Annotated in this window: 17 protein-coding genes and 1 riboswitch; of the genes, 15 read left to right on the top strand and 2 right to left on the bottom strand. The window is 44.7% G+C overall.

Going from position 1 to position 22007, the window contains the following annotated elements:
• Positions 1-7: 7 nt before the first annotated feature.
• Positions 8-1531, bottom strand: a complete 1524-nt coding sequence (locus CI595_RS20785) for a response regulator transcription factor (RefSeq protein ID WP_162291935.1) — start codon at positions 1529-1531, stop codon at positions 8-10.
• Positions 1525-3303 (bottom strand): sensor histidine kinase, encoded by a 1779-nt coding sequence (locus CI595_RS20780; protein ID WP_095175534.1) that lies wholly within the window; start codon positions 3301-3303, stop codon positions 1525-1527. Before CI595_RS20780 ends, CI595_RS20785 begins: the two co-directional genes overlap by 7 nt.
• Positions 3304-3614: 311 nt before the next feature.
• On the opposite strand from CI595_RS20780, the gene CI595_RS20775 reads away from it, so the two are divergent.
• The 15 genes from CI595_RS20775 (at position 3615) to CI595_RS20705 (ending at position 21874) form a co-directional block, all read left to right on the top strand.
• Positions 3615-4925 carry an ABC transporter substrate-binding protein gene (locus CI595_RS20775; RefSeq protein WP_243135225.1) on the top strand — a complete coding sequence of 437 codons (1311 nt, stop codon included), beginning with the start codon at positions 3615-3617 and terminating at the stop codon, positions 4923-4925.
• Positions 4926-5139: 214 nt separating this feature from the next.
• Positions 5140-6045: a carbohydrate ABC transporter permease gene (locus CI595_RS20770; RefSeq protein ID WP_095175533.1), complete on the top strand. Its 906-nt coding sequence runs from the start codon at positions 5140-5142 to the stop codon at positions 6043-6045.
• Positions 6032-6892 (top strand): carbohydrate ABC transporter permease, encoded by an 861-nt coding sequence (locus CI595_RS20765; protein ID WP_331481677.1) that lies wholly within the window; start codon positions 6032-6034, stop codon positions 6890-6892. The genes CI595_RS20770 and CI595_RS20765 overlap by 14 nt, the downstream gene beginning before the upstream one ends.
• 84 nt (positions 6893-6976) lie before the next feature.
• Positions 6977-8962: an alpha-glucuronidase family glycosyl hydrolase gene (locus CI595_RS20760; RefSeq protein ID WP_095175532.1), complete on the top strand. Its 1986-nt coding sequence runs from the start codon at positions 6977-6979 to the stop codon at positions 8960-8962.
• Between the two features lie 198 nt (positions 8963-9160).
• Positions 9161-9394, top strand: coding sequence for a GlsB/YeaQ/YmgE family stress response membrane protein (locus CI595_RS20755; RefSeq protein ID WP_095175531.1), 234 nt, complete (start codon positions 9161-9163; stop codon positions 9392-9394).
• Between the two features lie 408 nt (positions 9395-9802).
• Positions 9803-10273, top strand: a complete 471-nt coding sequence (locus CI595_RS20750) for a hypothetical protein (RefSeq protein ID WP_095175530.1) — start codon at positions 9803-9805, stop codon at positions 10271-10273.
• Positions 10274-10474: 201 nt separating this feature from the next.
• A complete protein-coding gene (locus tag CI595_RS20745) occupies positions 10475-11128 on the top strand; it encodes a hypothetical protein (protein ID WP_095175529.1) in 654 nt (217 codons plus the stop codon).
• Between the two features lie 218 nt (positions 11129-11346).
• A complete protein-coding gene (locus CI595_RS20740; RefSeq protein WP_095175528.1) occupies positions 11347-13080 on the top strand; it encodes an AAA family ATPase in 1734 nt (577 codons plus the stop codon).
• Positions 13081-13201: 121 nt separating this feature from the next.
• A riboswitch (FMN riboswitch) is annotated at positions 13202-13320 on the top strand.
• A 291-nt stretch (positions 13321-13611) separates the two neighbouring features.
• A complete protein-coding gene (locus CI595_RS20735; protein ID WP_095175527.1) occupies positions 13612-14250 on the top strand; it encodes an ECF transporter S component in 639 nt (212 codons plus the stop codon).
• Positions 14251-14253: 3 nt separating this feature from the next.
• A complete protein-coding gene (locus CI595_RS20730; protein ID WP_095175526.1) occupies positions 14254-14865 on the top strand; it encodes an NUDIX hydrolase in 612 nt (203 codons plus the stop codon).
• Positions 14866-15076: 211 nt separating this feature from the next.
• Complete coding sequence (gene ytvI, locus CI595_RS20725) at positions 15077-16234, top strand: sporulation integral membrane protein YtvI (RefSeq protein ID WP_095175525.1); 1158 nt, start codon at positions 15077-15079, stop codon at positions 16232-16234.
• 207 nt (positions 16235-16441) lie between these two features.
• Positions 16442-17788 (top strand): TrkH family potassium uptake protein, encoded by a 1347-nt coding sequence (locus tag CI595_RS20720; RefSeq protein WP_095175524.1) that lies wholly within the window; start codon positions 16442-16444, stop codon positions 17786-17788.
• A gap of 27 nt (positions 17789-17815) precedes the next feature.
• Positions 17816-18466 carry a potassium channel family protein gene (locus CI595_RS20715; protein WP_065544451.1) on the top strand — a complete coding sequence of 217 codons (651 nt, stop codon included), beginning with the start codon at positions 17816-17818 and terminating at the stop codon, positions 18464-18466.
• Between the two features lie 134 nt (positions 18467-18600).
• A complete protein-coding gene (locus tag CI595_RS20710) occupies positions 18601-21180 on the top strand; it encodes an ATP-binding protein (protein WP_095175523.1) in 2580 nt (859 codons plus the stop codon).
• A complete protein-coding gene (locus CI595_RS20705; protein WP_095175522.1) occupies positions 21173-21874 on the top strand; it encodes a response regulator in 702 nt (233 codons plus the stop codon). Before CI595_RS20710 ends, CI595_RS20705 begins: the two co-directional genes overlap by 8 nt.
• Positions 21875-22007 lie beyond the last annotated feature (133 nt).

Below are 22007 nucleotides of genomic sequence, written 5' to 3'. Positions count from 1 at the left end.
TTTTATATTATTTCCCCAACTTCTTCACATAAGCCGAAGGCGTAAGCCCCGTACACTTCTTGAAAATCTTACTGAAATAATAAGGCGTATTTCCGCACCCCACAAGCTGGGCCACGTTTTGGATCTGTTCCGTATCCCGGGCAGCCAAAATCTCTTTTGCCTTCTGCACTCTTAATTTCATAAGAAATCCCGAAAACTTTTCCCCTGTCTCCTTTGTAAAACAGCGGCTTACATAGTTCACATTCATATACAGATAATTTTCAGAAATCCATTTCAGCGTCAGATCGGGGTTGGAGTAGTGTTCATAAATATAGTCGATTAGCCGCGAGATAAAAGGGCTGTACTGTTTTGTATTAAAAGACTGCACCTCCGAAAGCTTGTTCATATAATCCAGCACGGACTCCGCAATACGGCCTGTATCCTCCTCTTTGTGGAGCTGGTACAAAAAATCCGTGATTTCCGGCAGTGTGTGGGAGGGGAGCTGTGTCCCCAAAGAGATAATTATATTATCTGATAACTGCAGCAGAAAATCCTTATTGGAAATAGCATAGAGTATTTTTTTCAGCTCCATCACAATCTCTTCCCTGCTCTCTGCATATTTATCCGCAAGCACAGGCACCAGCCGGTTTACACGGTCCACAATCTGTCCGTAGTTAAAATTGGGGACTGCATCTGTGCCGTCTATAAAATAAAGAATGTCGTACCGTTTCAGTTTCTTGATCAGCATGGTTAACAGAGTTTTCAAATCTGCATATCTCATACGGCTGTACTCCACAGACACCGTCTGTCCGGGGAAATCCAGGCCTTTGAAAAAACTGTCAAGCTGTGCATAAGAGGTCTCAAAATTAGGGAAGAAGACCAGAAGGACATTCTGTATATAGACAGCATACCGCTCTACCTCCGGCATATTTTCCCGGCAGTAGTCATCAAAGCGTTCTAGGCACCTTGCCAGATCTTTCTCTTCCAGATAATAGACGCTGCAGAACTGATAAGGCACATCCGTCAGGTTGATATAATGTTCGTACAAGTCAAAAAAGGTATCTGACACCTGTGCACAGGAGATTCCCTCCCGTATGATATTCCGGATCAGGGTTTTGTGCAGATTATGGAAAGCCCGGCTGTCCTGCTCCGGTTTCATATCCCTTGCAAAAGCAATTTTATAGTAATCCTTAGTCACTTCCTGAATGCAGTCAACGATCTGAGTCTCTGTGCAGGGCTTCAGCAGATAATGCTGGACGCCGCATTTCATAGCTCTCTTGGCATACTCAAATTCCCCGTATCCGGAGAGTATCACAAACTGCGTGCACAGATCCGTGCGGTTGATCCTCTCGATCAATTCCAGGCCCGAAATGCCGGGCATCCGAATATCTGTTATCACAATATCCGGGCATTCATCCAGAATAGTGTGATAGGCTTCCACCCCGTCTGTACAGGTTCCCACCAGTTGAATATTATAGGCTTTCCAGTCAATAATGTTGGCAATGGCCTGGCAGATCATTTCCTCGTCGTCCACGATCAATAGTTTTAACATGGCTTGTTCTCCTCTTTCTGTGCATAAGGAATGTGTATTTCTGCTGCTGCACATTCTTCATAAGTCTCTTCATCTTCTATGGTATATAAATGCAGTCCGTATTCACTGCCGTAAGTCATCTGGATTCGTTTGTGGATATTCAGGATTCCAATTCCAAATCCGTGAGGCTGTATTTCCCCGTCCAGCAGCTTTTCCATGAAATTTTCCTCAAAAGCGGAACCCGTATTCATGATCTTCAGGATTACAGTGTTGTCCTTTATATGGGAAGTGATGGTAATATAGCAGGTCTCGGAGGATTCCTCCAAACCATAGCGGATGGCATTTTCCAACAATGGCTGTAGTGTGAATTTGGGAATGGGAATATCCAGAAGGCTGTCAGGGATCTCCACAGAGAAATCCAGACGCTTCTGATACCTTATTTTCTGTATGATAATATAATTGTCCACAATGGTAAGCTCCTGGCGCAGGGTAAAGTCCTTGGAGTTGTTGCCGAGAGACAGGCGCAGCAGATTTCCAAGGGCTGTAGTGATCTGGGATATCTCCTCTGATTTGATCATGCGTGCCCGCCAGTTGATAGAATCCAGTGTGTTGTATAGAAAGTGGGGGTCCATCTGGCTTTCCATTGCCTTGATCTGTGCCTCTTTTTTCAGCAGCTCATTGACATAATTTTCATTGATCAGGGTATTGATCTTTTCTACCATGGTATCAAAATTTTTATAGAGAAGCCCGATCTCATCCTGCTGGTATTCCTTGGGCGCAGCGTTAATCTCGTATCTGCCTTCCCCGAATTGTTTCATATTTTCAATAAGACGGTCAAAATGCCTGAAAAGCGCAAAGACCAGTTTGGTGCTGAAGATGCCCACGATGATCACAGCCAATATCATAATGAGGAAAAAGGACTGGCTGGAGAGCGTGATGGCCTGATAGATGGAAGTATAGGAGACTGTGCAGATATAATTCCAGCCATAGGTGGGGATCAAACCGCTTACAGCAAACAGTTTTTCGTTTTTCAGGGAGACAACATCATAGTCTCCTTTTAATTCTTTATACAATTGGTCGGAATCTTCCCGGGACAGCGCACTGTCATTAAATATGAGGCTGTTATCATCATACAGGTAATAAGAGATATCTTCAAACTCCGCGCTGGCGGCTGTGGCGGCAGAGATAATAGCATCCATATCTATATTTATGATCAGAACACCCAGGAAATCCAGGCTGAGGCCTTCTATTTTCCTCAGTTCCTTTACAATGAAGATCCCATAGTCAGGTCCGTAATCTGTGACCGTCACAGTGGCTCCCTGGTTGTCGATGGCTGTCTTGAGCAGTTTGCTGCGGACAGATTCCGGTACAGTCTGGAACTTCCGGTTGGAAGTGCTGATGACATCATTTCCCTGTAACACGGAGATATAAGAAATGGCGTCACTGTTAAAAATAAAGAAATAATCACAAAGAGTGGAGTACACCTGGTTAAAACAGAGCTGTTTTTCGGAGTTCTGGGTGCTCTTGCCTGAACGGTCCAGACTGCCCTGTATGGTCTGGTTCGCCAGTATGGAATCCACGATCGTATCAATGTACTGAAGCTGGTCGGAAATCTCAAGTGCGGAATCGGTGAGAGTGGCCGCAATTGAATTGTACAGCTTTTTTTCATAAGAATTTGACACAAAATCCAGACTGACGATCCCAGCCAGAAAAAGCACCAGAAATCCGGTCAGGATAACGGTCAGTATTTTGTATTTCAGGGACATGCTTTGTATTCTTCCCATTTTTTTCATGGTCAACGCCCTTCTTTTCAGTATGTGTGAAATGAAATCAGTGCTCCTCTGCGCTCGCCTCCCTGAGGGAGGAAAACGTGGGATTAAAAAAATTATAGTAAAATAAAGATAAAAGTGCAATTGATTTGCCCGGAAAAAACAAACAAAAAATGCCGGAAGTCAATTATTTACAGGTAAAGTAATTTTTTTGCTGATGCAGGTGTGTTTTTTGTGTTTGGAAGTAAGTTTTATCAATTTTCATCCGGGGAAAATCATTATATAATGAGATACATCAAGAGGAGCTTCTCAAAAGAAAACATGGAGGAAAAACAGTGAAAAGGAAATATTTAAAAAGAGCAGCAGCAGTGGCACTGGCATGTGCACTGGCAGCAGGTTCCATGACAGCGTGCGGATCAGACAAGAGCGGAAAAGGAAGTAAAGAGGAAGCAGCATCAGGAGAACTGACCATGGCCTGGTGGGGAAACCAGGTAAGAAATGAGCGTACACAGCAGGTGCTGGATAAATATAAGGAAGAAGAGGGAACTACAGTTAAGGGACAGTTCTTCCAGTGGGATGATTACTGGAGTAAAATGGCCACCTCAGCGGCAGGCAAAAAAATGCCGGACATCATCCAGATGGATATGTCATATCTGCAGCAGTATGTGGACAAGGGCCAGCTTTTAGACCTGTCACCCTATATTGAAGACGGAACTCTGGATACCTCCGATCTGTCAGAAGATGCAGTCAATATGGGCAAGGTGGGAGACAAGATTTACGGTGTTGCATCCGGGACCAGTGCCTCCTGTATGTTCTATAATAAAACACTGCTGGATGAACTGGGGATCACGATCAAGGACAATATGACTTTAGATGAGTTTATCGAAATCGCAAAGCAGGTCTATGATGAGACCGGATACCGGGCAAACCTTATCCATTATGGAATGTACATGGAAGTCTATGCAAGGGCTAATGAGATTCAGGTAGTGGACAAACTTGGCGGAGAGAGCGCAGAGGACTATGTAGATTACTTTAAAATTTCTGAAGACGGTGTCAAAGAGGGATGGCACATCTCCCCCAGCCAGGCGGCTGATACAGCCAGCGTTGAGGAAGACCCAATGGTATACGGTTCCAATCCGGACAATATGACCTGGTGTACCATCAATGGTTCTGCCATGCTGACTGCCTACCAGACAGCAGCACCGGAGGGAACAGATATTGCGATCACAACCATACCATCCACAGACCCGAAAAAATCCAACTATGTAAAACCCAGTATGTATTACTGTGTGAGCGCTGATACGAAAAATCCGGAAGAGGCAGTGAAAGTGCTGAATTACTTTACAAATTCTTCAGAGGCATACAAGATCCTTCTGGCAGAAAGAGGAATCCCGGTGTCCAGCAAGATCTCAGAGGAGATCATGCCATTACTCAGCAAGGAAGACCAGGAAAATGCTGCATTTATCACGGACGTTATCACTCCAAATTCCAGTGCACTGCCGCCTCTGGCACCGGAGGGGACCAGCGAGTCTCAGGATCTGCTGAGAAAGCTGGAGGAGAAAGTGAAATACGGGGAATATACTTCGGAGCAGGCTGCGGAGGAATATTTCAAAAGCGCAAACGAAATTTACGCGGAACATCAATAGTAACAGTTCAGTAGGTCTGCGCATTCACTGCGCTGACCGTAAGAAAGCATTCCGCAGCCAAGCAAAAATCCTATCGCCAAAGGCGATTCTGCATGGATTTTTGCCTGTAACTGTGAGGGTACTGAACAAGTTACCCATCAATAAATAATCAGGGCTGCTGTAGTCTTTTGGACGGCGGCAGCCCTTTTTCTGCCTTTAGAAAGGAGAGGAGATTTTGAAACCTACCAGTAAAAAATTATACAAGTTTTTAAATAAGGAAAAGACAGCAGGAATTGTGTTCTGCCTTCCTTTTATCATAGGATTTTTGGTGTTTTTGATCATACCTATGGGAATCTCTTTTTACTACTCCCTGTGTGACTATGACATTTTGTCCCCGCCGGAGTTCGTGGGACTCAAGAACTACATAGATATGTTTACAAATGATGAAGTGTTCTGGCATTCCATCAAAGCGACTCTTTATTTCGCGCTGGTGTCTGTTCCGCTGAGGCTTATTTTTGCCCTGTTGGTGGCTATGATACTGGTGAAACCAACAAAAGCTACAGGCTTTTACCGTGCGGCATACTATCTGCCATCCATCATCGGCGGCTCTGTGGCAGTGGCTATTTTGTGGAAGAGGATGTTTGCACCTGACGGTGTAGTGAACAGTATTCTGGGAATGCTCGGAATTGATACAAACTTTGCCTGGCTCAGTGATACCAGGACGGCGATCTGGACCTTGATCCTGCTGGCTGTGTGGCAGTTCGGTTCCTCCATGCTGATTTTCCTTTCTGCATTAAAACAGATTCCAAAATCGCTGTATGAGGCAGCAGATGTGGACGGTGCCAACAAGGTGACAAAGTTCTTCCGCGTTACCCTGCCGCTTCTGACGCCTACCATTTTCTTCAATCTGGTTATGCAGATGATCAACGGGTTCCTGGCATTTACACAGAGTTTGATCATCACACAGGGGAAACCTATGGATACTACCTTATTCTACGCTGTGTATATGTACCAGCAGTCCTTCTCCTTCAGCAAATCCGGATATGCATCCGCAATGGCGTGGGTTATGCTGGGCATTATTGCGGTGATCACATTTGTGTTGTTTAAGACGAAAAAATATTGGGTATATGAACAGGGGTGAGATTGTGAAAACGAAGAATATAAGAACAGTTGTTTATCATGTTTTAGTCTGCGGTTTCGGATTAGCCATGCTGTATCCGCTCTGCTGGATGTTCATGAGCTCTTTCAAAGAGACAAGCACCATTTTTACAACAGCGGGAAGCCTGATTCCTGAGACATTTACACTGGAGAACTATTCCAATGGCTGGAGAGGTTTTGCGGGGGTGTCCTTTGGTACCTTTTTCAAAAATTCTCTTTTTATAGCAGTTGTGGGTACCATCGGTACGCTGGCATCCTCCGCCTGTGTGGCTTACGGCTTTGCCAGATGCCAGTTCAGGGGCAAGAAGATTTTATTCGGTGCCATGCTGGCATCCATGATGCTGCCGGGACAGATCCTTATGGTGCCCCAGTATCTGTGGTATGAAAAACTTGGCTGGGTAGGCAGTTTTTCTCCGCTTATCGTTCCGTTTTTCTTTGCCATTCAGGGATTTTTTGTATATCTGATGATGAATTTTATCGAAGGTATCCCCACAGAGCTGGATGAAGCTGCTAAGATAGACGGATGCTCCTATTACGGGATCTTCTTCCGTATCATCCTGCCGCTAATGGCACCGTCGCTGATCACGGGCGGTATCTTCTCCTTTATGTGGAGATGGGATGATTTTATGTCAGCTCTGCTTTATATCAATGATGCCGCCATGTATCCGGTTGCCCTGGCGCTGAAATTGTTCTGCGATCCGGGTTCCTCATCGGACTATGGTGCTATGTTTGCAATGGCGACTCTTTCCATTGTGCCGATTGTGCTGATATTTATTTTCTTCCAGAAATATCTGGCGGACGGAATTGCAACCTCCGGATTAAAGGGATGATAGTTTCCGCAATTGTTATACTGGCAGGTGTGGAGACAGACATGCTGAAACAATATCTGGGATATGAAAGACGAGGAGGAAATTATGTGTAACTGGGAGCAGGCGTGGCTTGCATATGAACCGATAGAAAATCAGAGGAACAGGAAATTTTTTAAGTCTGTCTATACAGACCAAAACGGAGAGCTGGTCAAAAGCGCTCTGCAGGAAATAGAGACGGCATCTGAAAAACTATTCAGCATTCAGATCATCAGGACAGATGACAGGGAGAAAGCAGGAATTCTGTTAGAAATAGATCCATCCCCGGACCTGGGTACGGAAGGATATGAGATAACCGAAGAAAATGACAGAATCTATATCCGTGCAGCCGGGGAAAACGGACTTTTGTACGGAACCTTCCGGTTTCTTCTTATGGTTTCCGCAGGAAAAGATATCACGGGTATTTCCCTTCAGGAAAATCCGCAGAATCCCATCAGAATGCTGAATCAGTGGGACAACATAGACGGCAGCATTGAGCGTGGTTACGCAGGAAACTCTTTTTTTTATGAAAACGGAAAAGTATGCGTAACGAAGCGGATCACAGATTATGCCAGACTGCTTTGTTCCGTTGGAATCAATGCAATTTCCATCAATAATGTGAATGTCCGGGATGGGGCAGAATGGCTTATCACAGAAAAGCACTATAACGAATTGGCGCAGATTGCCGGTATCTTTGGGAAATACGGTATTTCCATGTATCTGTGCATTGATTTTGCAGCGCCCATGACTCTGGACGGGCTTCCCTGCGCAGACCCTCTGAATGAGGACGTGAGGAAATGGTGGGAGAAAAAATGCGGTGAGATTTTCAGCCGGATTCCCAATATGGGAGGTTTTCTTGTAAAGGCAGACTCTGAGGGACGTCCGGGTCCTTTTGCATACGGCAGGAACCATGCGGACGGCGCCAACATGCTGGCCCGTGCGGTAAAGCCTTATGGAGGAACGATCATCTGGAGATGCTTTGTGTACAATTGTCAGCAGGACTGGCGGGACCGCAGGACAGACCGTGCATGTGCCGGGTATGACAATTTTATGCCTCTGGACGGAAAATTTGATGACAATGTGATCCTTCAGATCAAAAACGGCCCCATTGATTTCCAGGTGAGAGAACCGGTGCATCCCCTTTTCGGCGGCCTCCAGCACACCAACCAAATGCTGGAAGTACAGATAGCTCAGGAATACACAGGCCAGCAGATTGATGTGTGTTATCTTGTTCCCATGTGGAAAGAAGTGCTTGATTTTTCTACAGGCTGTGGAAAACCCCAAGATACCGTTGCGGACATAGTCTCAGGCAGGACATTCGGACAGCAGAAATGCGGCATGGCTGCTGTCGCCAACACAGGAAGGGATGCCAACTGGACAGGGCATGATCTTGCAGGCGCCAACCTGTACGGCTTCGGGCGCCTGGCCTGGAATCCTCAGATATCAGCAGAAGAGATTGTGCAGGAGTGGATTTCTCTGCAGATCAGCAGAGACAGTGATGTGAAGATGATGATCGCAGATATCCTTCTTCGTTCCAGAGAAGTTTACGAAAAATATACGGCGCCTCTGGGAATCGGTTTTATGGTGAATCCTGCATACCACTATGGGCCGAATCCGGAAGGATACGAATACTCCAAATGGGGTACCTACCACAGAGCCGACCATCTGGCCGTGGGTGTCGACAGAAGCGAAAAGGGCACCGGATATAGTGAGCAGTATTTTGAGAAAAATGCAGCTCTGTACAGAGATACAGAAAGTTGTCCGGAAAATCTGCTGCTGTTTTTCCATCGTGTTCCCTACACACACCGGCTGCGTTCCGGGAAGACATTGATTCAGCATATATATGACAGTCATTTTGAGGGATATGCTGATGTTCAAAAAATGCAGAGAGACTGGAACTGCCTGGAGGATAAAATCCCGCAGCACATTTTCCAAAGAGTCAAAGAACGCTTTGTGCGCCAGACAGAAAACAGCCGGGAATGGTGCGATGTGATCAACAGTTTCTTTTATAGAAAATCTATGATCCCTGATGAAATGGGAAGAGAGATCTTCTAATGAATAAAATCCCCCTGCCTGATAACGGTGATGTTACAGGCAGGGGGATTTTGTTCTGTGATAAGAAGTTGATGGTGAAACATGATCGTAATTATGGTACAATAATATTATTGTTATATAAGGATATCATATAATGATATATTCAAAGATTGAACAGTAACAGACATACCATAAGAGGAGTAATAGTAGGAGGGAAAAATGCTTACATCATTAGTTATAGGTATAGTATCCGGCTGGATTGCCGGGAAGATCATGGACGTAAAAAAAGGAGGATTCATCAGAACCATTATCACCGGAATCGCCGGCTCCTTTGTGGGCAGCGCCGTCATTTCATTAGTGGGATTCCATGCATATGGTTTTCTGGCTAATGTTATTGTGTCTGTCTTTGGCGCATGTATTTTCTTATTTGTTGCGAAGAAAATATTTAAGTGATGAGAAGTTAGGGAGTTTGGACGTTGTCGGACAGGCGTACGATTAATGCGGAGACAGGACTAGTGGCTGAAAGGCTGTTAGTAAGAATAAGGATTTCTGTTTTAAAGTGTTATGAAAGAAATGGGCAGCAGTTGAATATGTTATGGAAAAAAAGCGCTGCTTGCAAAACAAGCGAAAGGTTATTGGAATTGAATTTCCGATTGCCCTCAGTAGTTTAAAACGTATTTATGGAAATAGCATCTACTTTGGACGGTAGGATGCTATTTCTTTTGTTATCATGATTGTTTATGTAAGACAGTGCCGCAAATATTATTGCAAGCCAATATGGTATTTTAGCACTGCATTGGCTTCTTGTAATAAAGCACAATGCCTGGTAAACTATTAGATAAGAATTATTGGAGGGTATCCATGAAAAAAATAAAGGGCTTTATTTTATTGATTTTAGTTGCAAGTATTTTATCTGGCTGTGCGTATACAGATTGGCCTATTCAAATAAAAACTACATCATTTGAGGCATCAAAAATTGAGCAAAATGATAATGTTATTATGTCCAAAGGGAAGGTAAAAGTACATGATTCATATGGTGTTCTGTTGGCAGTTGAAGTCAGTGATAATACGCCGGGGACGATGAAAATTGTTTACAGCAAAGATAAAAATGAATTAGAAATATTTCAAGATTGGAGGAAAATCTTACAGTTAGAAGAGGGTAATGTAAGTGAAAAAGATTCCGGTGAGATTACAGTTGAATTGTCAAAAGGGCTGAATGAATTTATAATCTCTGGTACCGATTGTTCTTGTGAATATGTAATCAGCTTGAGTATTCCTGCCATAGATAAAATCGTAAGTTATGATGGCGGATATTTAATACCATATGACTAAAATCTCACATCTGTACTGGCAGGTTTGCTTAAAAAAATTGTGTAACGAACAAGGAGGGTCTTGCTATCGAACAGGAAGTACTACATTAAGTTATCTGATTTCCGAACAAGCAGTAATGGAAACTGTTGGAAGGAAAGTCGGAGATGTGAAGGTTCTTCTAAAAAGTAGAATATATTTAGGCGATTAGAGGGAGGGGGTATTATGAAAAAAAGAAATCAGATATTAATTGCTGGATCATGCTTGCTGGCAATAGGAGGGAGTATTCTATTCTATAGCAAGAGTGATGATGCCGGACAGGATTTTGATAAAACAAAAGCATTTGCAGAGCTTACAAGGGAGAACCCATATTTAAAGAATGACAAACTAAAACCTGTTAATGATGATATATATGCAAAAGGTGATCATATAACGATTACTGATGAGGAATTGGAGTGGCAGACGGAAGTTTTTAAGTTGACAAATTCTAAAGTTCCGGAAGAGGATGCATTTAATTTTATCTGTAAATTTAAATCATTATATTATGTTGCAACCCAAAATGGTTTTTCGGCTTCGGATGAAGATTTGGATAGAGCAATAGAATTTAATGTAGAAATTTATGAGCAGATGAAGAAGGAAGGAGAAGTCGATGCCCTTTATGAAGCCTACGGCGGTGCAAAGAATTATGAAGACGCGATGAGGGAAGTAACTCGCAAAAATATGACGATTGAAAAATATATGAGTAGTTTAAAAGAAGAGTATGCGCAGAATTTTACCGAGGAACAAATTGCGTTGGGTGAGCTTGAGGAAAAATGGGCGGATAAAAGGATGGAAATTGAGAAATCCATGGTAGAACAAGAAAACATTCAAAGACAATAAATAAAAATCATATAGGCAAAAATGATTTACCCAAATACATCATATTTATAAGAGAGCTGCTGAATAAGCCTGTTGTTCTGCCCGGTTGGGTGTGGATTACAGGCTCTTTTTTAGATTACATTGTATCAAATAATATTTTGGGCTATAATGATAAAAGTGATAGTAAAATTTGTATGTGATGCATGGCAAAATTATGGTATAAAAGGGAGGGGTGTATGATGAGTAGAACTGTGGGGATCGGATTGCAGGATTTTGAAAAAATAAGGAAAGAGAATATATTTCTGGTTGATAAGACCAAGTTTATTAAAGAGTGGTGGGAAGAAAAGGATGACGTTACGCTGATAGCCCGTCCCAGGCGTTTCGGAAAAACGCTGACACTCAGTATGGTAGAACAGTTCTTTTCTGTAAAATATGCCGGGACAGATATTTTCCAGGGAATGAATATCTGGAAAGAGCAAAAATACCGGAAGCTGCAGGGAACGTATCCGGTGATCGTGCTTAGTTTTTCCAGTATTAAGGAAACCTCTTACAGTGAGGTGAAAAAGAAAATATGTAAGCTGATCCAGCTTTTATATCGCAAGTATAATTTTTTACTGAAAGAAGATATCCTGGATGAGGGTGAAAAAGAAGATTTCTTAAATGTTTCCGCTGAAATGGAAGACTACGAAGCTTCTTTGACTCTATATCAGTTATCAGATTATCTTTATCGCTATTATGGAAAGAAGGCGATCATTCTCCTGGATGAATATGACACTCCTATGCAGGAAGCATATGTAGGGGGATATTGGAATGAATTAGTAGGATTTATAAGAAGCTTATTTAATGCTACTTTCAAAAATAATCCCTACCTGGAACGAGCTATCATGACAGGTATAACCAGAGTCAGCAAGGAATCTATTTTTTCTGATTTGAATAATCTGGAGGTTGTCACTACAACTTCTGCAAAATATACGGATGTGTTTGGTTTTACAGAAGCGGAGGTAGAGGACGCTTTGCGGGAATATGGGATTTATGACCGGAAAGATGAAGTGAAAAAGTGGTACGACGGATTTCGGTTCGGGGATGAAACAGAAATCTACAATCCATGGTCTATTATCAATTTCCTAGATAAACAGAGTGCAGAACCATATTGGGCTAATACAAGTAGTAACCGCCTTATCAGTAATCTGATTCAGAAGGGAACCGGGCAGGTGAAAGAGACACTGGAGTGTCTTCTGGCAGGGAAGGCGATTACTACAGAAATTGAAGAGCAGATAGTTTATGACCATCTGGATATAGACGAAAGTGCTATCTGGAGCCTGCTGCTTGCCAGTGGTTATCTGAAAGTGGCTGATATAGAAGTACAAGATGGTTTCTATGGACCATGGAAAAAGCAATACAGCCTGGCAATCACGAATTTTGAGGTCAAGGTTATGTTTCAGAATATGGTGCGGGGCTGGTTTGCTTTGACTGCAGCGAATTATAACAGCTTTATTCAGGCACTGTTGAAAAATGATATAGAGTCTATGAATATCTATATGAATCGTGTTGCTCTTGCGACCTTCAGCTTTTTTGACAGCGGAAGTCAGCCTTCTGAGGCAAGCGAGCCGGAGCGTTTTTACCATGGTTTTGTTCTTGGGCTTATAGTGGATTTGGAAGAGCGATATGTGATAACATCTAACCGTGAAAGTGGATTGGGTCGGTATGATGTTATGCTGGAACCCAGAAATCCGAAGGATAGTGCTATGATCATGGAGTTTAAGGTTCAGGGAGCGACAGAACAAGATCTAGAAGATACAAGCCGGGCAGCATTGGATCAAATTGAAAAAAGAAATTATGCTTCGTCTTTGGAAGTAAAGGGAATCAGTAAAGAAAAAATTTATGAGTACGGATTTGCTTTTCAAGGTAAGAAAGTTTTGATCGCGGGCAGCCACCCATGTCATCACATAGAAGTGAGTACCCAAAAATCCTAATATGGCAAGGTCCAATTTTATGCGAAATCGACAAAGAGCAAAATGGTGTCAGGCAGACAATATCCACAAAAACCCTTGAAAAATATAGTCAAATGCGCTATAATTCCCAATAGAATAAAAGAAAATTCTTCGGGGCAGGGTGTAAATCCCTACCGGCGGTATAGTCCGCGACCCATGTAAATGGCTGAACCGGTGTGATTCCGGTACCGACAGTTAAAGTCTGGATGAGAGAAGAAAATGTATGTCACAATACAGATTTCGTCGGTGCCCTGATCTCAGGGCATTTTTTCATTATTACTGTGGCAGTGCAGCAGGATGGAATCTGTACATCAATGACAGAAAAGAAGAATTTCCTTTTATGAAACGTAACTGTTCAGTACCTTCACAGTTACAGGCAAAAATCCATGCAGAATCGCCTTTGGCGATGGGATTTTTGCTTGGCCGTGGTACACTTTCTTACGGTCAGCGCAGTGAATGCGCAGACCTGCTGAATAGTTACTATGAAACCATCATAAAAAGGAGAGAATGAAAATGAGTAATGACGCAATTGTAAACAAAAGGCCTGCAGGGGCGCAGAATCGTTCTAAGATCAGGACACTGGCACAGGTAGCTATGCTTGGGGCAGTGGCTACGGTATTGATGATGATCGAGTTTCCTATCCCGGTGATCGCACCGCCGTTTTATCAGATGGACTTCTCAGAAGTACCGGTACTGGTAGGGGCGTTTGCCATGGGGCCGGTGGCTGGTATTATGATCGAACTTTTAAAGGTACTGCTGTATGCAGTGATCCATGGCTCCGCCACAGCGGGGGTAGGTGAGATTGCCAATTTCCTGATTGGGTGTTCTTTCATTGTTCCGGCAGCATTTTTCTATAAATACCACAGGAATAAAAAATTTGCCGTGATCGGAATGGTGATAGGAACGATCTCAATGGCTGTTGTAGGCTGCGTGGTAAATGCATTTATTCTGCTTCCCGCATATGGGGCAGCATTTGGCATGCCGGTAAGCGCATTTATCCAGATGGGCACATCCATCCATCCTGCGATCAACAACCTGTTTACCTTTGTAGTGCTGGCAGTGGCACCGTTTAATCTGGTGAAAGGATGTATCATTTCTGCCGTCACACTGCTTATATATAAAAGGATCAGAGTATTACTGCGAGGAGAATAAAATATGCCGGAAATAAAAAAAGTGACGCCGCTCACAGAAAACCCCCACGTGAATCTCTATCACTTGGATGTGGAGAGCAAAACAGGCAGAAAAGGCCATTATTACGTGGCGTCCAGGGCAAAGACAGAAAATGACCTGAAAATAAGAACGAAGAAAAATACCCCGGATGGTGTGATCATTTACAGCCTTTACGGAGAGAAAAGGGACAAAGTGGTGCTGGTGCGTCAGTACCGCTATGCCATTGATAGTTATATCTATGAATTTCCGGCGGGACTGGTAGAACCCGGTGAGGACTACAAAGAGGCCGGAATCAGAGAAATGAAAGAGGAAACCGGACTTGAGCTGTCCCCCATTGATGTGGATCCGGCGTACGAAAAGCCGTACTTCACAACTATTGGCATGACTGACGAATCCTGCGCCACGGTGTATGGCTATACTTCCGGTGAGATTTCCGGGGACGGCCTGGAAGACTCCGAGGAATTGGAGATTGTGCTGGCGGACAGGGAGGAAGTCAGGCGGATCCTGAGAGAAGAGAAGGCTGCGATCATGACAGCATATATGCTGATGCATTTTCTGCATGACGAGGAACCCTTTGCTTTTCTCAGAGAAATTTGACAGTACAAACAAACACTTTTGACCTTTCCGAAGGAAAAATAACAACCAGATACAGTTCGCAAATTTTTCATAAAAAATTAACGGGATATGCATTGTATCCCATGCGGATGAGAGTATACTTAAAGTAGCCGGTGCAGGCAAAATCTGCCCCGGCTACTGTCAGATTGCAGTGACAGCAGTCAAAACAGGCAGGCATGGGAGATATTTAGATATGAAGAAGTGGAAAAAGTATGTTAAAGGTATTCTGGCGGCGTTGTTCAGCGTTTTAGGCGTTATATTGTTCATTGTTCTGGGAATCAAATTCCTCAGATTTTTTATGCCTTTTGTCATTGGCTGGGTTATTGCTATGATAGCAAGTCCTCTGGTTCGTATGGTGGAGAGACGGATGAAGATAGCCAGAAAGCATACCTCAATGCTGATCATCATAGCAGTTCTGGCCGCCATTATCGGGGCGGGGTATTTTATTGGGGCAAAAGCAGTGGAGGAAACCAGCGAGCTGATTAACCAGGCGCCAGATATTTACGGCGGTTTTCGGGAAGATTTTCGTGAGGTGGAACACAACCTGAATAAATTTATGAAACAGCTTCCGGAAAATGTACAGACTTCTATCAATAATATACAGGATGATCTGGGAGAACGGATTGGAAAACTGGTGGGTAATATCAGTGAGTGGACGGTGGGATATGCGGGAGACCTGGCAAAACATCTTCCAAGTGTGCTGATATCTATTATCTTTACCATTTTGTCTGCATATTTTTTCATTGCGGACAGGGATGGGATCCTGGAGTTTGGGCGGAATAACACGCCGCAGATCATACAGGAAAAATGGAAGGTGCTCTCAGACAGCTTCAAGAAAGTTTTTGGCGGGTATTTTAAGGCACAGTTTAAGATCATGGCGATCATTTGGGCTATACTCTGCGTGGGACTTTTGTTTCTACAGGTGAGTTTTGCTGTTCTGGTGGCGTTTCTCATTTCCTTTTTGGATATGCTGCCGTTTTTCGGTACCGGTACGGCGCTTATTCCATGGGCCATATTTAAACTGCTGTCCGGAGATACAAAGTTTGCGGTTGGGCTTATCATTCTGTATTTGGTCACTCAACTGCTGCGACGGATCATAGAACCCAAAATGGTGGGGGATTCCATTGGCATGGACCCGCTGCTTACTTTGATTTTTATGTATACAGGATACCGTATCAGCAGTGTGATAGGCATGATACTTGCAGTCCCCATTGGTGCTGTTGTGATCAATTTTTATAAATCCGGAATGTTTGACAAGCCTCTTCAGTCCGTCAAGGAAGCGCTGGAGGACCTTCTGGAATGGTTTTACCGCAATACCAGGGACGACGAACAGATAGAGAATAAAGAATAAGAGAACAGGACAAGATAGCATAAAGAGCATATAAATCTTTATGCTATCTTAATGTGTCCTTAATATAGCTTTACGCCGTTTTAATATAAAAGAATTTAGAATATGTAGTTACAGGATAACTACTCAGCAGGCCTGTAACTGTGAAGATATGTAACAGTTATGTTACAGAACAACATATAAAGAGAATAAAAAGGGTGGAAAACTCTTATGTCAGGAATAAAGAAACATCACTGGACCACAACGAAACTTATAGTTTTTGGATATTTGGCGGTGATCACCACAGGTACGCTTCTGCTGATGCTGCCTGTGTCCAGCAGGCAGATGACTGCGGTTCCATTTATGGATGCCTGGTTTACTGCTACATCAGCAACATGTGTCACAGGACTGGTCCTGCATGACACTTATACATTCTGGTCCTCATTCGGCCAGGGTGTTATCTTATTGTTAATACAGATAGGCGGCATTGGATTTATGACAATTGCCATTTCCGCGCTTACTATCACAAAAAGAAAGATTGGTTTGTCGCAGAGGCTTCTGATGCAGGAATCCGTGGCTGCACCTCAGGTGGGCGGGATCGTGCGTATGGCAAAGTTTGTGTTCGGCGGAACGGTATTATTCGAGGGGATCGGAGCCATTTTGCTGAGCTTTTATTTTGTTCCCAGGCTTGGAGTTGGAAAAGGCATATATTTTTCCGTATTTCATTCTATCTCGGCGTTCTGTAATGCGGGAATAGATCTGATGGGGAATTTTGAACCCGGTTCGTCCCTTATGACTGCTTCGGGCAGCCCGCTGGTGAGTATTACCATTATGCTTCTTATTATAGTAGGAGGACTGGGATTTCTTGTCTGGTCAGATATCAGGGAACATAAATGGCACTATAAAAATTATAAGCTCCATACCAAGGTGGTGCTTATGGCAACGACCATTCTGATTTTCGGCGGAGCTGTCCTTATATTTTTCTTTGAACTGGGGAAACCCTCCATGGAGGGGCGGAGTTTTGGCGAACAGGTGTTATGTGCGTTTTTCCAGGCTGTAACGCCCAGAACAGCAGGCTTCAACACCGTGGATCTGACAACCCTTACCGGGTGCAGCAAGATCCTTATGGTGGGGCTGATGTTTATCGGTGGTTCCCCAGGCTCCACTGCAGGAGGAATCAAGACAACTACCATGTTCATTATGATCTTGAGTATCTGGTCGGAATTCAGGAAACGGAAGGATATTGAGTGCTTCCGCCGGAGAATGGAGGAAAATGCCCTGCGGCACGCAAGCTGTGTGACCATGCTGTACGGGCTTTTGATCCTTGTGGGAACGGTTCTGATATCCTCTGCAGATGGGGTCATGATCCAGGATGCGCTGTTTGAGGCAGCATCCGCGATCGGAACGGTGGGGCTGTCCCTTGGAATCACAGCTCAGCTTGGCACTGTGTCACATATCGTTTTGATCCTGCTCATGTTTATCGGAAGGGTTGGAGGTATTACCATACTCATTGCTTTCGGCAACAGGATTGCGTGTATACCGTCAAAACTGCCAATGGAAAAAGTATCTGTAGGCTAAGGCCTATTAAAGGAGGAAAAGTAAAATATGAAATCGGTTCTTGTTGTGGGACTGGGCCGCTTTGGGCGACATATGGCCGCTAAATTGATCGAAGAGGGAAATGAAGTCCTTGCGGTTGACATAAATGAGGAGCGTGTCAATGACGCGCTTGATCTGGTGACAAATGCGCAGATCGGGGATACCACCAATGAGCATTTTATTGCCTCTCTGGGGGTGGGGAATTTTGATCTGTGCGTAGTGGCGATTGGAGACAATTTTCAGAGCTCCCTGGAAACCACAGCGCTTCTCAAAGACTATGGCGCACCCTTTGTCCTGTCAAGGGCCAACAGGGATGTACATGCAAAATTCCTTCTCAGAAACGGGGCGGATAAGGTAGTCTATCCCGAAAGAGAGATGGCAGAACGGCTGGCCGTAAAATTCGGCACGGAAAATATTTTTGATTATATTGAACTTACGCCTGATTATTCCATCTATGAAATCCCTGTGCCGGTACCGTGGGTAGGAAAATCCATTGTGGAAAAAGGAGTGCGGAATAAATATCATATCAGTATCCTGGCAGTCAAGGAACAGGAGGAGATCTACCCTCTGCCCCGCCCGGAATATGTTTTCCGGGGGAGTGAAACCCTGATCATAATGGGACATTATAAAGATGTAAGAGCGCTGGCAAAGGCGAGATAGCCGGCGCTCTTTGCCTTTTTTTACGATTTATTTGATTACTTTATAAAATAAGCTATAATAAACCTATTAACTCCCGTCAGATAACCGCATATTTTGCTGGGAGTGAGGTAAGCAGTACAGAAAGGGGAGCATCAATGGATTTGGATAGAGGCGGCAGACTGAAAATATTTTTCAGCTATGCGGAAGGTACCGGAAAAACGGTGCAGATGCTGCGGGATGCAGGGAAAAGAAAAGAAGAGGGCTGCGATGTGGTGATTGGCTGTATTCCCCTGGAATGGGATCTGCGGGAGGAAATGGAGAGGCTTGCACCTGTTTTCCATAATTACCAGGGAAAGCTGTCCCCTGAGTTTGATATAGACAGTGCGATCGGAAGAAAGCCGCAGCTTTTAGTCATTGACAGGCTGGCGCATGGAAATGTGCCCGGTTCCAGGCACAGAAAGCGTTATCAGGATATAGAAGAACTGCTCCGGGCAGGGATAGATGTATATACAACCCTGAATGTACAGCAGATCGAAAGCCTTTCGGATGTGATATCCTCTCTGACCGGCAGGCCCGCAGGGGAGCGCGTTCCGGATAAAGTGTTTGACCAGGCCGATCAGGTGGAATTTGTGGATGCGGAGCCGGAAAAAGTGCGGGAACGTCTCGGAAATCATGCGGCTGACTCGGGCGTTCTCACTGCCCTGCGGGAGATGGCGCTTAGAAGAATGGCGGACAGGATCAATAAGATCGCTGAGAAAGGGGAGGCGGTACGGGAAACCTCTTATCCGGGAGAACATATCCTTACGGGGATATCACCATCCCCCTCCAACGGCAGGGTGATCAGAACGGCTGCACGTATGGCGGATGCCTTTCACGGTGCCTTTACGGCCCTGTATGTACAGACATCCCACGATAAAAATCTGCCGGATACGGATAAGAAAATCTTGAGGGAAAATATGGAGCTGGCTGAAAAACTGGGGGCCAGGGTCATCACCATGTATGGGGATGATGTGGTTCAGCAGATCGCGGAATATGCCAGAATGGCCGGTGTGTCAAAAATCGTACTGGGCCGGACAAAATGGATAGGAGGTCTTTCATTTTCCAGAGTCAGCTTTGCCGACAGGCTCACAGCCCTGGGCTCTAATCCTGATATTTACATTATTCCCTCTATGGAGGAAAATACGGGTACAGCGGGATTCAGGATCAGGCACGGCAGCACAGGATTTACATTGAAAGACAGCCTGAAAACAGTGGGAGTGCTGGTTGCCTCAACGGGAATCGGAGGCTGGATGTACAGTCATGGGATTTCAGAGGTCAATATCATCATGCTGTATATTTTGGGAGTGGTACTCACTGCCATGTGGACAGAAAGTAAGGCATACAGTCTGGTAAGCTCTTTTATCAGTGTGTTTACCTTTAATTTTTTCTTTACTCTTCCCAGGTATTCCCTGAAAGCTTACGGACCGGAATATCCCGTTACATTTATTATTATGTTCCTTGTGGCATTCCTCATATCCACCCTGACCACCAGGGTGAAGGAACAGGCACACCAGGCGGCGGAGAAGGCTTACCGTACGGAAATTCTGCTGGAAACCAGCCAGAAGCTGCAGAAGGCCAGGGATGTTTCACAGATCATCTCAGAGACTATGGTGCAGATGGAGAAAATGCTGGGCCGTATGGTCATTTTCTATATGCCCGATGAAACGGGCAGTCTGGTACCGCGGACAGATAACCGGGAGATGAGGGACGCAGAGCCGTATATCAATGAGAAAGAACTGGAAGTGGTCTCCTGGGTATACCAGAACAATAAACATGCCGGTGCCACAACAGATACGCTGCCCGAGGCAAAATGCCTGTATCTGGCTGTCAGGGGCAGAAAAGAAGCGCTGGCAGTGGCTGGGATCGTTATTGGGGCCGAGGAACTCACTGCCTTTGAGAGAAGCCTGCTCCTTGCCATGCTGAATGAATGTGCTCTGGCACTTGAAAAGCAGAGGCTGGATGAGGAGAAAAAAGAGGTGGAGATGAATGCCAGGCAGGAACGGCTGCGGGCAAATCTGCTTCGTGCCATATCCCATGACCTGCGCACGCCGCTGACCGGTATATCCGGAAATGCCAGTGTGCTGCTCAACGGTGGTGCCCAGATGGAGGAAGCGCAGAGGTATAAGATCTACGGGGATATTTATGATGATGCCATCTGGCTGATCAATCTGGTAGAGAATCTGTTGTCGGTCACCAGAATCGAGAACGGTGCCATGAATCTGAAACGACAGACGGAACTTTTGGATGATGTGATCAACGAGGCCATGCACCATCTGGACAGAAAAAGCGGAGAACACAGGATCACTGTGAAGCAGGATGATGAATTTCTAATGGCAAAGATGGATACCAGACTGATCGTGCAGGTGTTTATTAACATAATTGATAATGCCATTAAATATACGCCACCCGGATCGGAGATTAAGGTCCACGTGTTTCAAAAGGATGGATTTGTGTGGACGGAAATTGCAGACAATGGAAAAGGTGTGGCGGATGAAGAGAAAGATAAGCTGTTTCAGATGTTTTATACAGCGGAGAACCAGAAGGGGGACGGCAGGCGCGGACTGGGCCTGGGACTTGCCCTCTGTAAATCTATTATAAATGCACACGGCGGAGAGATCGGGGTAAGGGATAACAAGCCCCGGGGAAGTGTTTTTTATTTCACATTGCCGGCAGAGGAGGTTGTGATACATGAATAAACCATTGATACTTATTGTGGAGGATGATAAAGCAGTCAGAAACCTGATGGCAACCACACTGGATATGCAGGAATACAGGTACCACATGGCGAAAAACGGGGCGCAGGCCTTGATGGAGGCTGTGTCTCAAAGGCCGGATGTCATCATCTTGGATTTGGGGCTGCCGGATATGGATGGTGTGGATCTGATCAAAAAGGTGAGATCCTGGTCAAATGTACCTATTATTGTGGTGAGTGCCAGAAGCGAGGATGCAGATAAGGTAAATGCGCTGGACGCGGGGGCAGATGATTACCTGACGAAGCCATTCAGCGTGGAGGAACTGCTGGCAAGGCTGCGGGCAAGTCTCCGCAGGGCTATGTATCAGAGCAGCGGGGGTGTGGAGGATAACGCTGTTTTTGAGAATGGGGATCTGAAGATTGATTATGCTTCGGGATGTGTATTTATCAGGGATGAGGAGATCCATTTGACGCCTATCGAGTATAAGCTGCTGTGTCTTTTGGCTAAGAATGTGGGGAGGGTGCTGACACATAATTTTATACTGAATGAAGTGTGGGGAAATGTGATGCAGAGTGACGTGCCTTCCCTGCGGGTGTTTATGGCGACGCTTAGGAAGAAGATTGAGGAGGAGCCTTCGGAGCCTAGGTATATTCAGACGCATATTGGGATTGGGTATCGGATGATAAAGAGGGAGTAGTGTTCATTGTTCATTAAAAACACCGTGACCGGCAGTCTTCTCCCGGTACTGCGGCTTCGGGCTTTAAGGAAGTCTAAATGCGAAACGGCCAAAGATTGACAGAACCGCGGCGAACCGATGTAAAATCTGATGA

It is taken from the genome of Blautia hominis, from assembly GCA_002270465.1.
GTDB classification, from domain to species: Bacteria; Bacillota; Clostridia; order Lachnospirales; family Lachnospiraceae; genus Blautia; species Blautia hominis.
Note: the sequence above shows the minus strand (reverse complement) of the source record. Positions and strands in the feature narration are given on the sequence as shown.

Bases quoted from the DNA above. Each gene is read 5' to 3' on its own strand.
- ytvI (WP_095175525.1), top strand. From the start codon at position 15,077: ATGAAGAAGTGGAAAAAGTATGTTAAAGGTATTCTGGCGGCGTTGTTC.
- CI595_RS20760 (WP_095175532.1), top strand. From the start codon at position 6,977: ATGTGTAACTGGGAGCAGGCGTGGCTTGCATATGAACCGATAGAAAAT.
- CI595_RS20710 (WP_095175523.1), top strand. From the start codon at position 18,601: ATGGATTTGGATAGAGGCGGCAGACTGAAAATATTTTTCAGCTATGCG.
- CI595_RS20765 (WP_331481677.1), top strand. From the start codon at position 6,032: ATGAACAGGGGTGAGATTGTGAAAACGAAGAATATAAGAACAGTTGTT.
- CI595_RS20730 (WP_095175526.1), top strand. From the start codon at position 14,254: ATGCCGGAAATAAAAAAAGTGACGCCGCTCACAGAAAACCCCCACGTG.
- CI595_RS20785 (WP_162291935.1), bottom strand. From the start codon at position 1,531: ATGTTAAAACTATTGATCGTGGACGACGAGGAAATGATCTGCCAGGCC.
- CI595_RS20715 (WP_065544451.1), top strand. From the start codon at position 17,816: ATGAAATCGGTTCTTGTTGTGGGACTGGGCCGCTTTGGGCGACATATG.
- CI595_RS20780 (WP_095175534.1), bottom strand. From the start codon at position 3,303: ATGAAAAAAATGGGAAGAATACAAAGCATGTCCCTGAAATACAAAATA.
- CI595_RS20735 (WP_095175527.1), top strand. From the start codon at position 13,612: ATGAGTAATGACGCAATTGTAAACAAAAGGCCTGCAGGGGCGCAGAAT.
- CI595_RS20720 (WP_095175524.1), top strand. From the start codon at position 16,442: ATGTCAGGAATAAAGAAACATCACTGGACCACAACGAAACTTATAGTT.
- CI595_RS20750 (WP_095175530.1), top strand. From the start codon at position 9,803: ATGAAAAAAATAAAGGGCTTTATTTTATTGATTTTAGTTGCAAGTATT.
- CI595_RS20755 (WP_095175531.1), top strand. From the start codon at position 9,161: ATGCTTACATCATTAGTTATAGGTATAGTATCCGGCTGGATTGCCGGG.
- CI595_RS20705 (WP_095175522.1), top strand. From the start codon at position 21,173: ATGAATAAACCATTGATACTTATTGTGGAGGATGATAAAGCAGTCAGA.
- CI595_RS20740 (WP_095175528.1), top strand. From the start codon at position 11,347: ATGAGTAGAACTGTGGGGATCGGATTGCAGGATTTTGAAAAAATAAGG.
- CI595_RS20745 (WP_095175529.1), top strand. From the start codon at position 10,475: ATGAAAAAAAGAAATCAGATATTAATTGCTGGATCATGCTTGCTGGCA.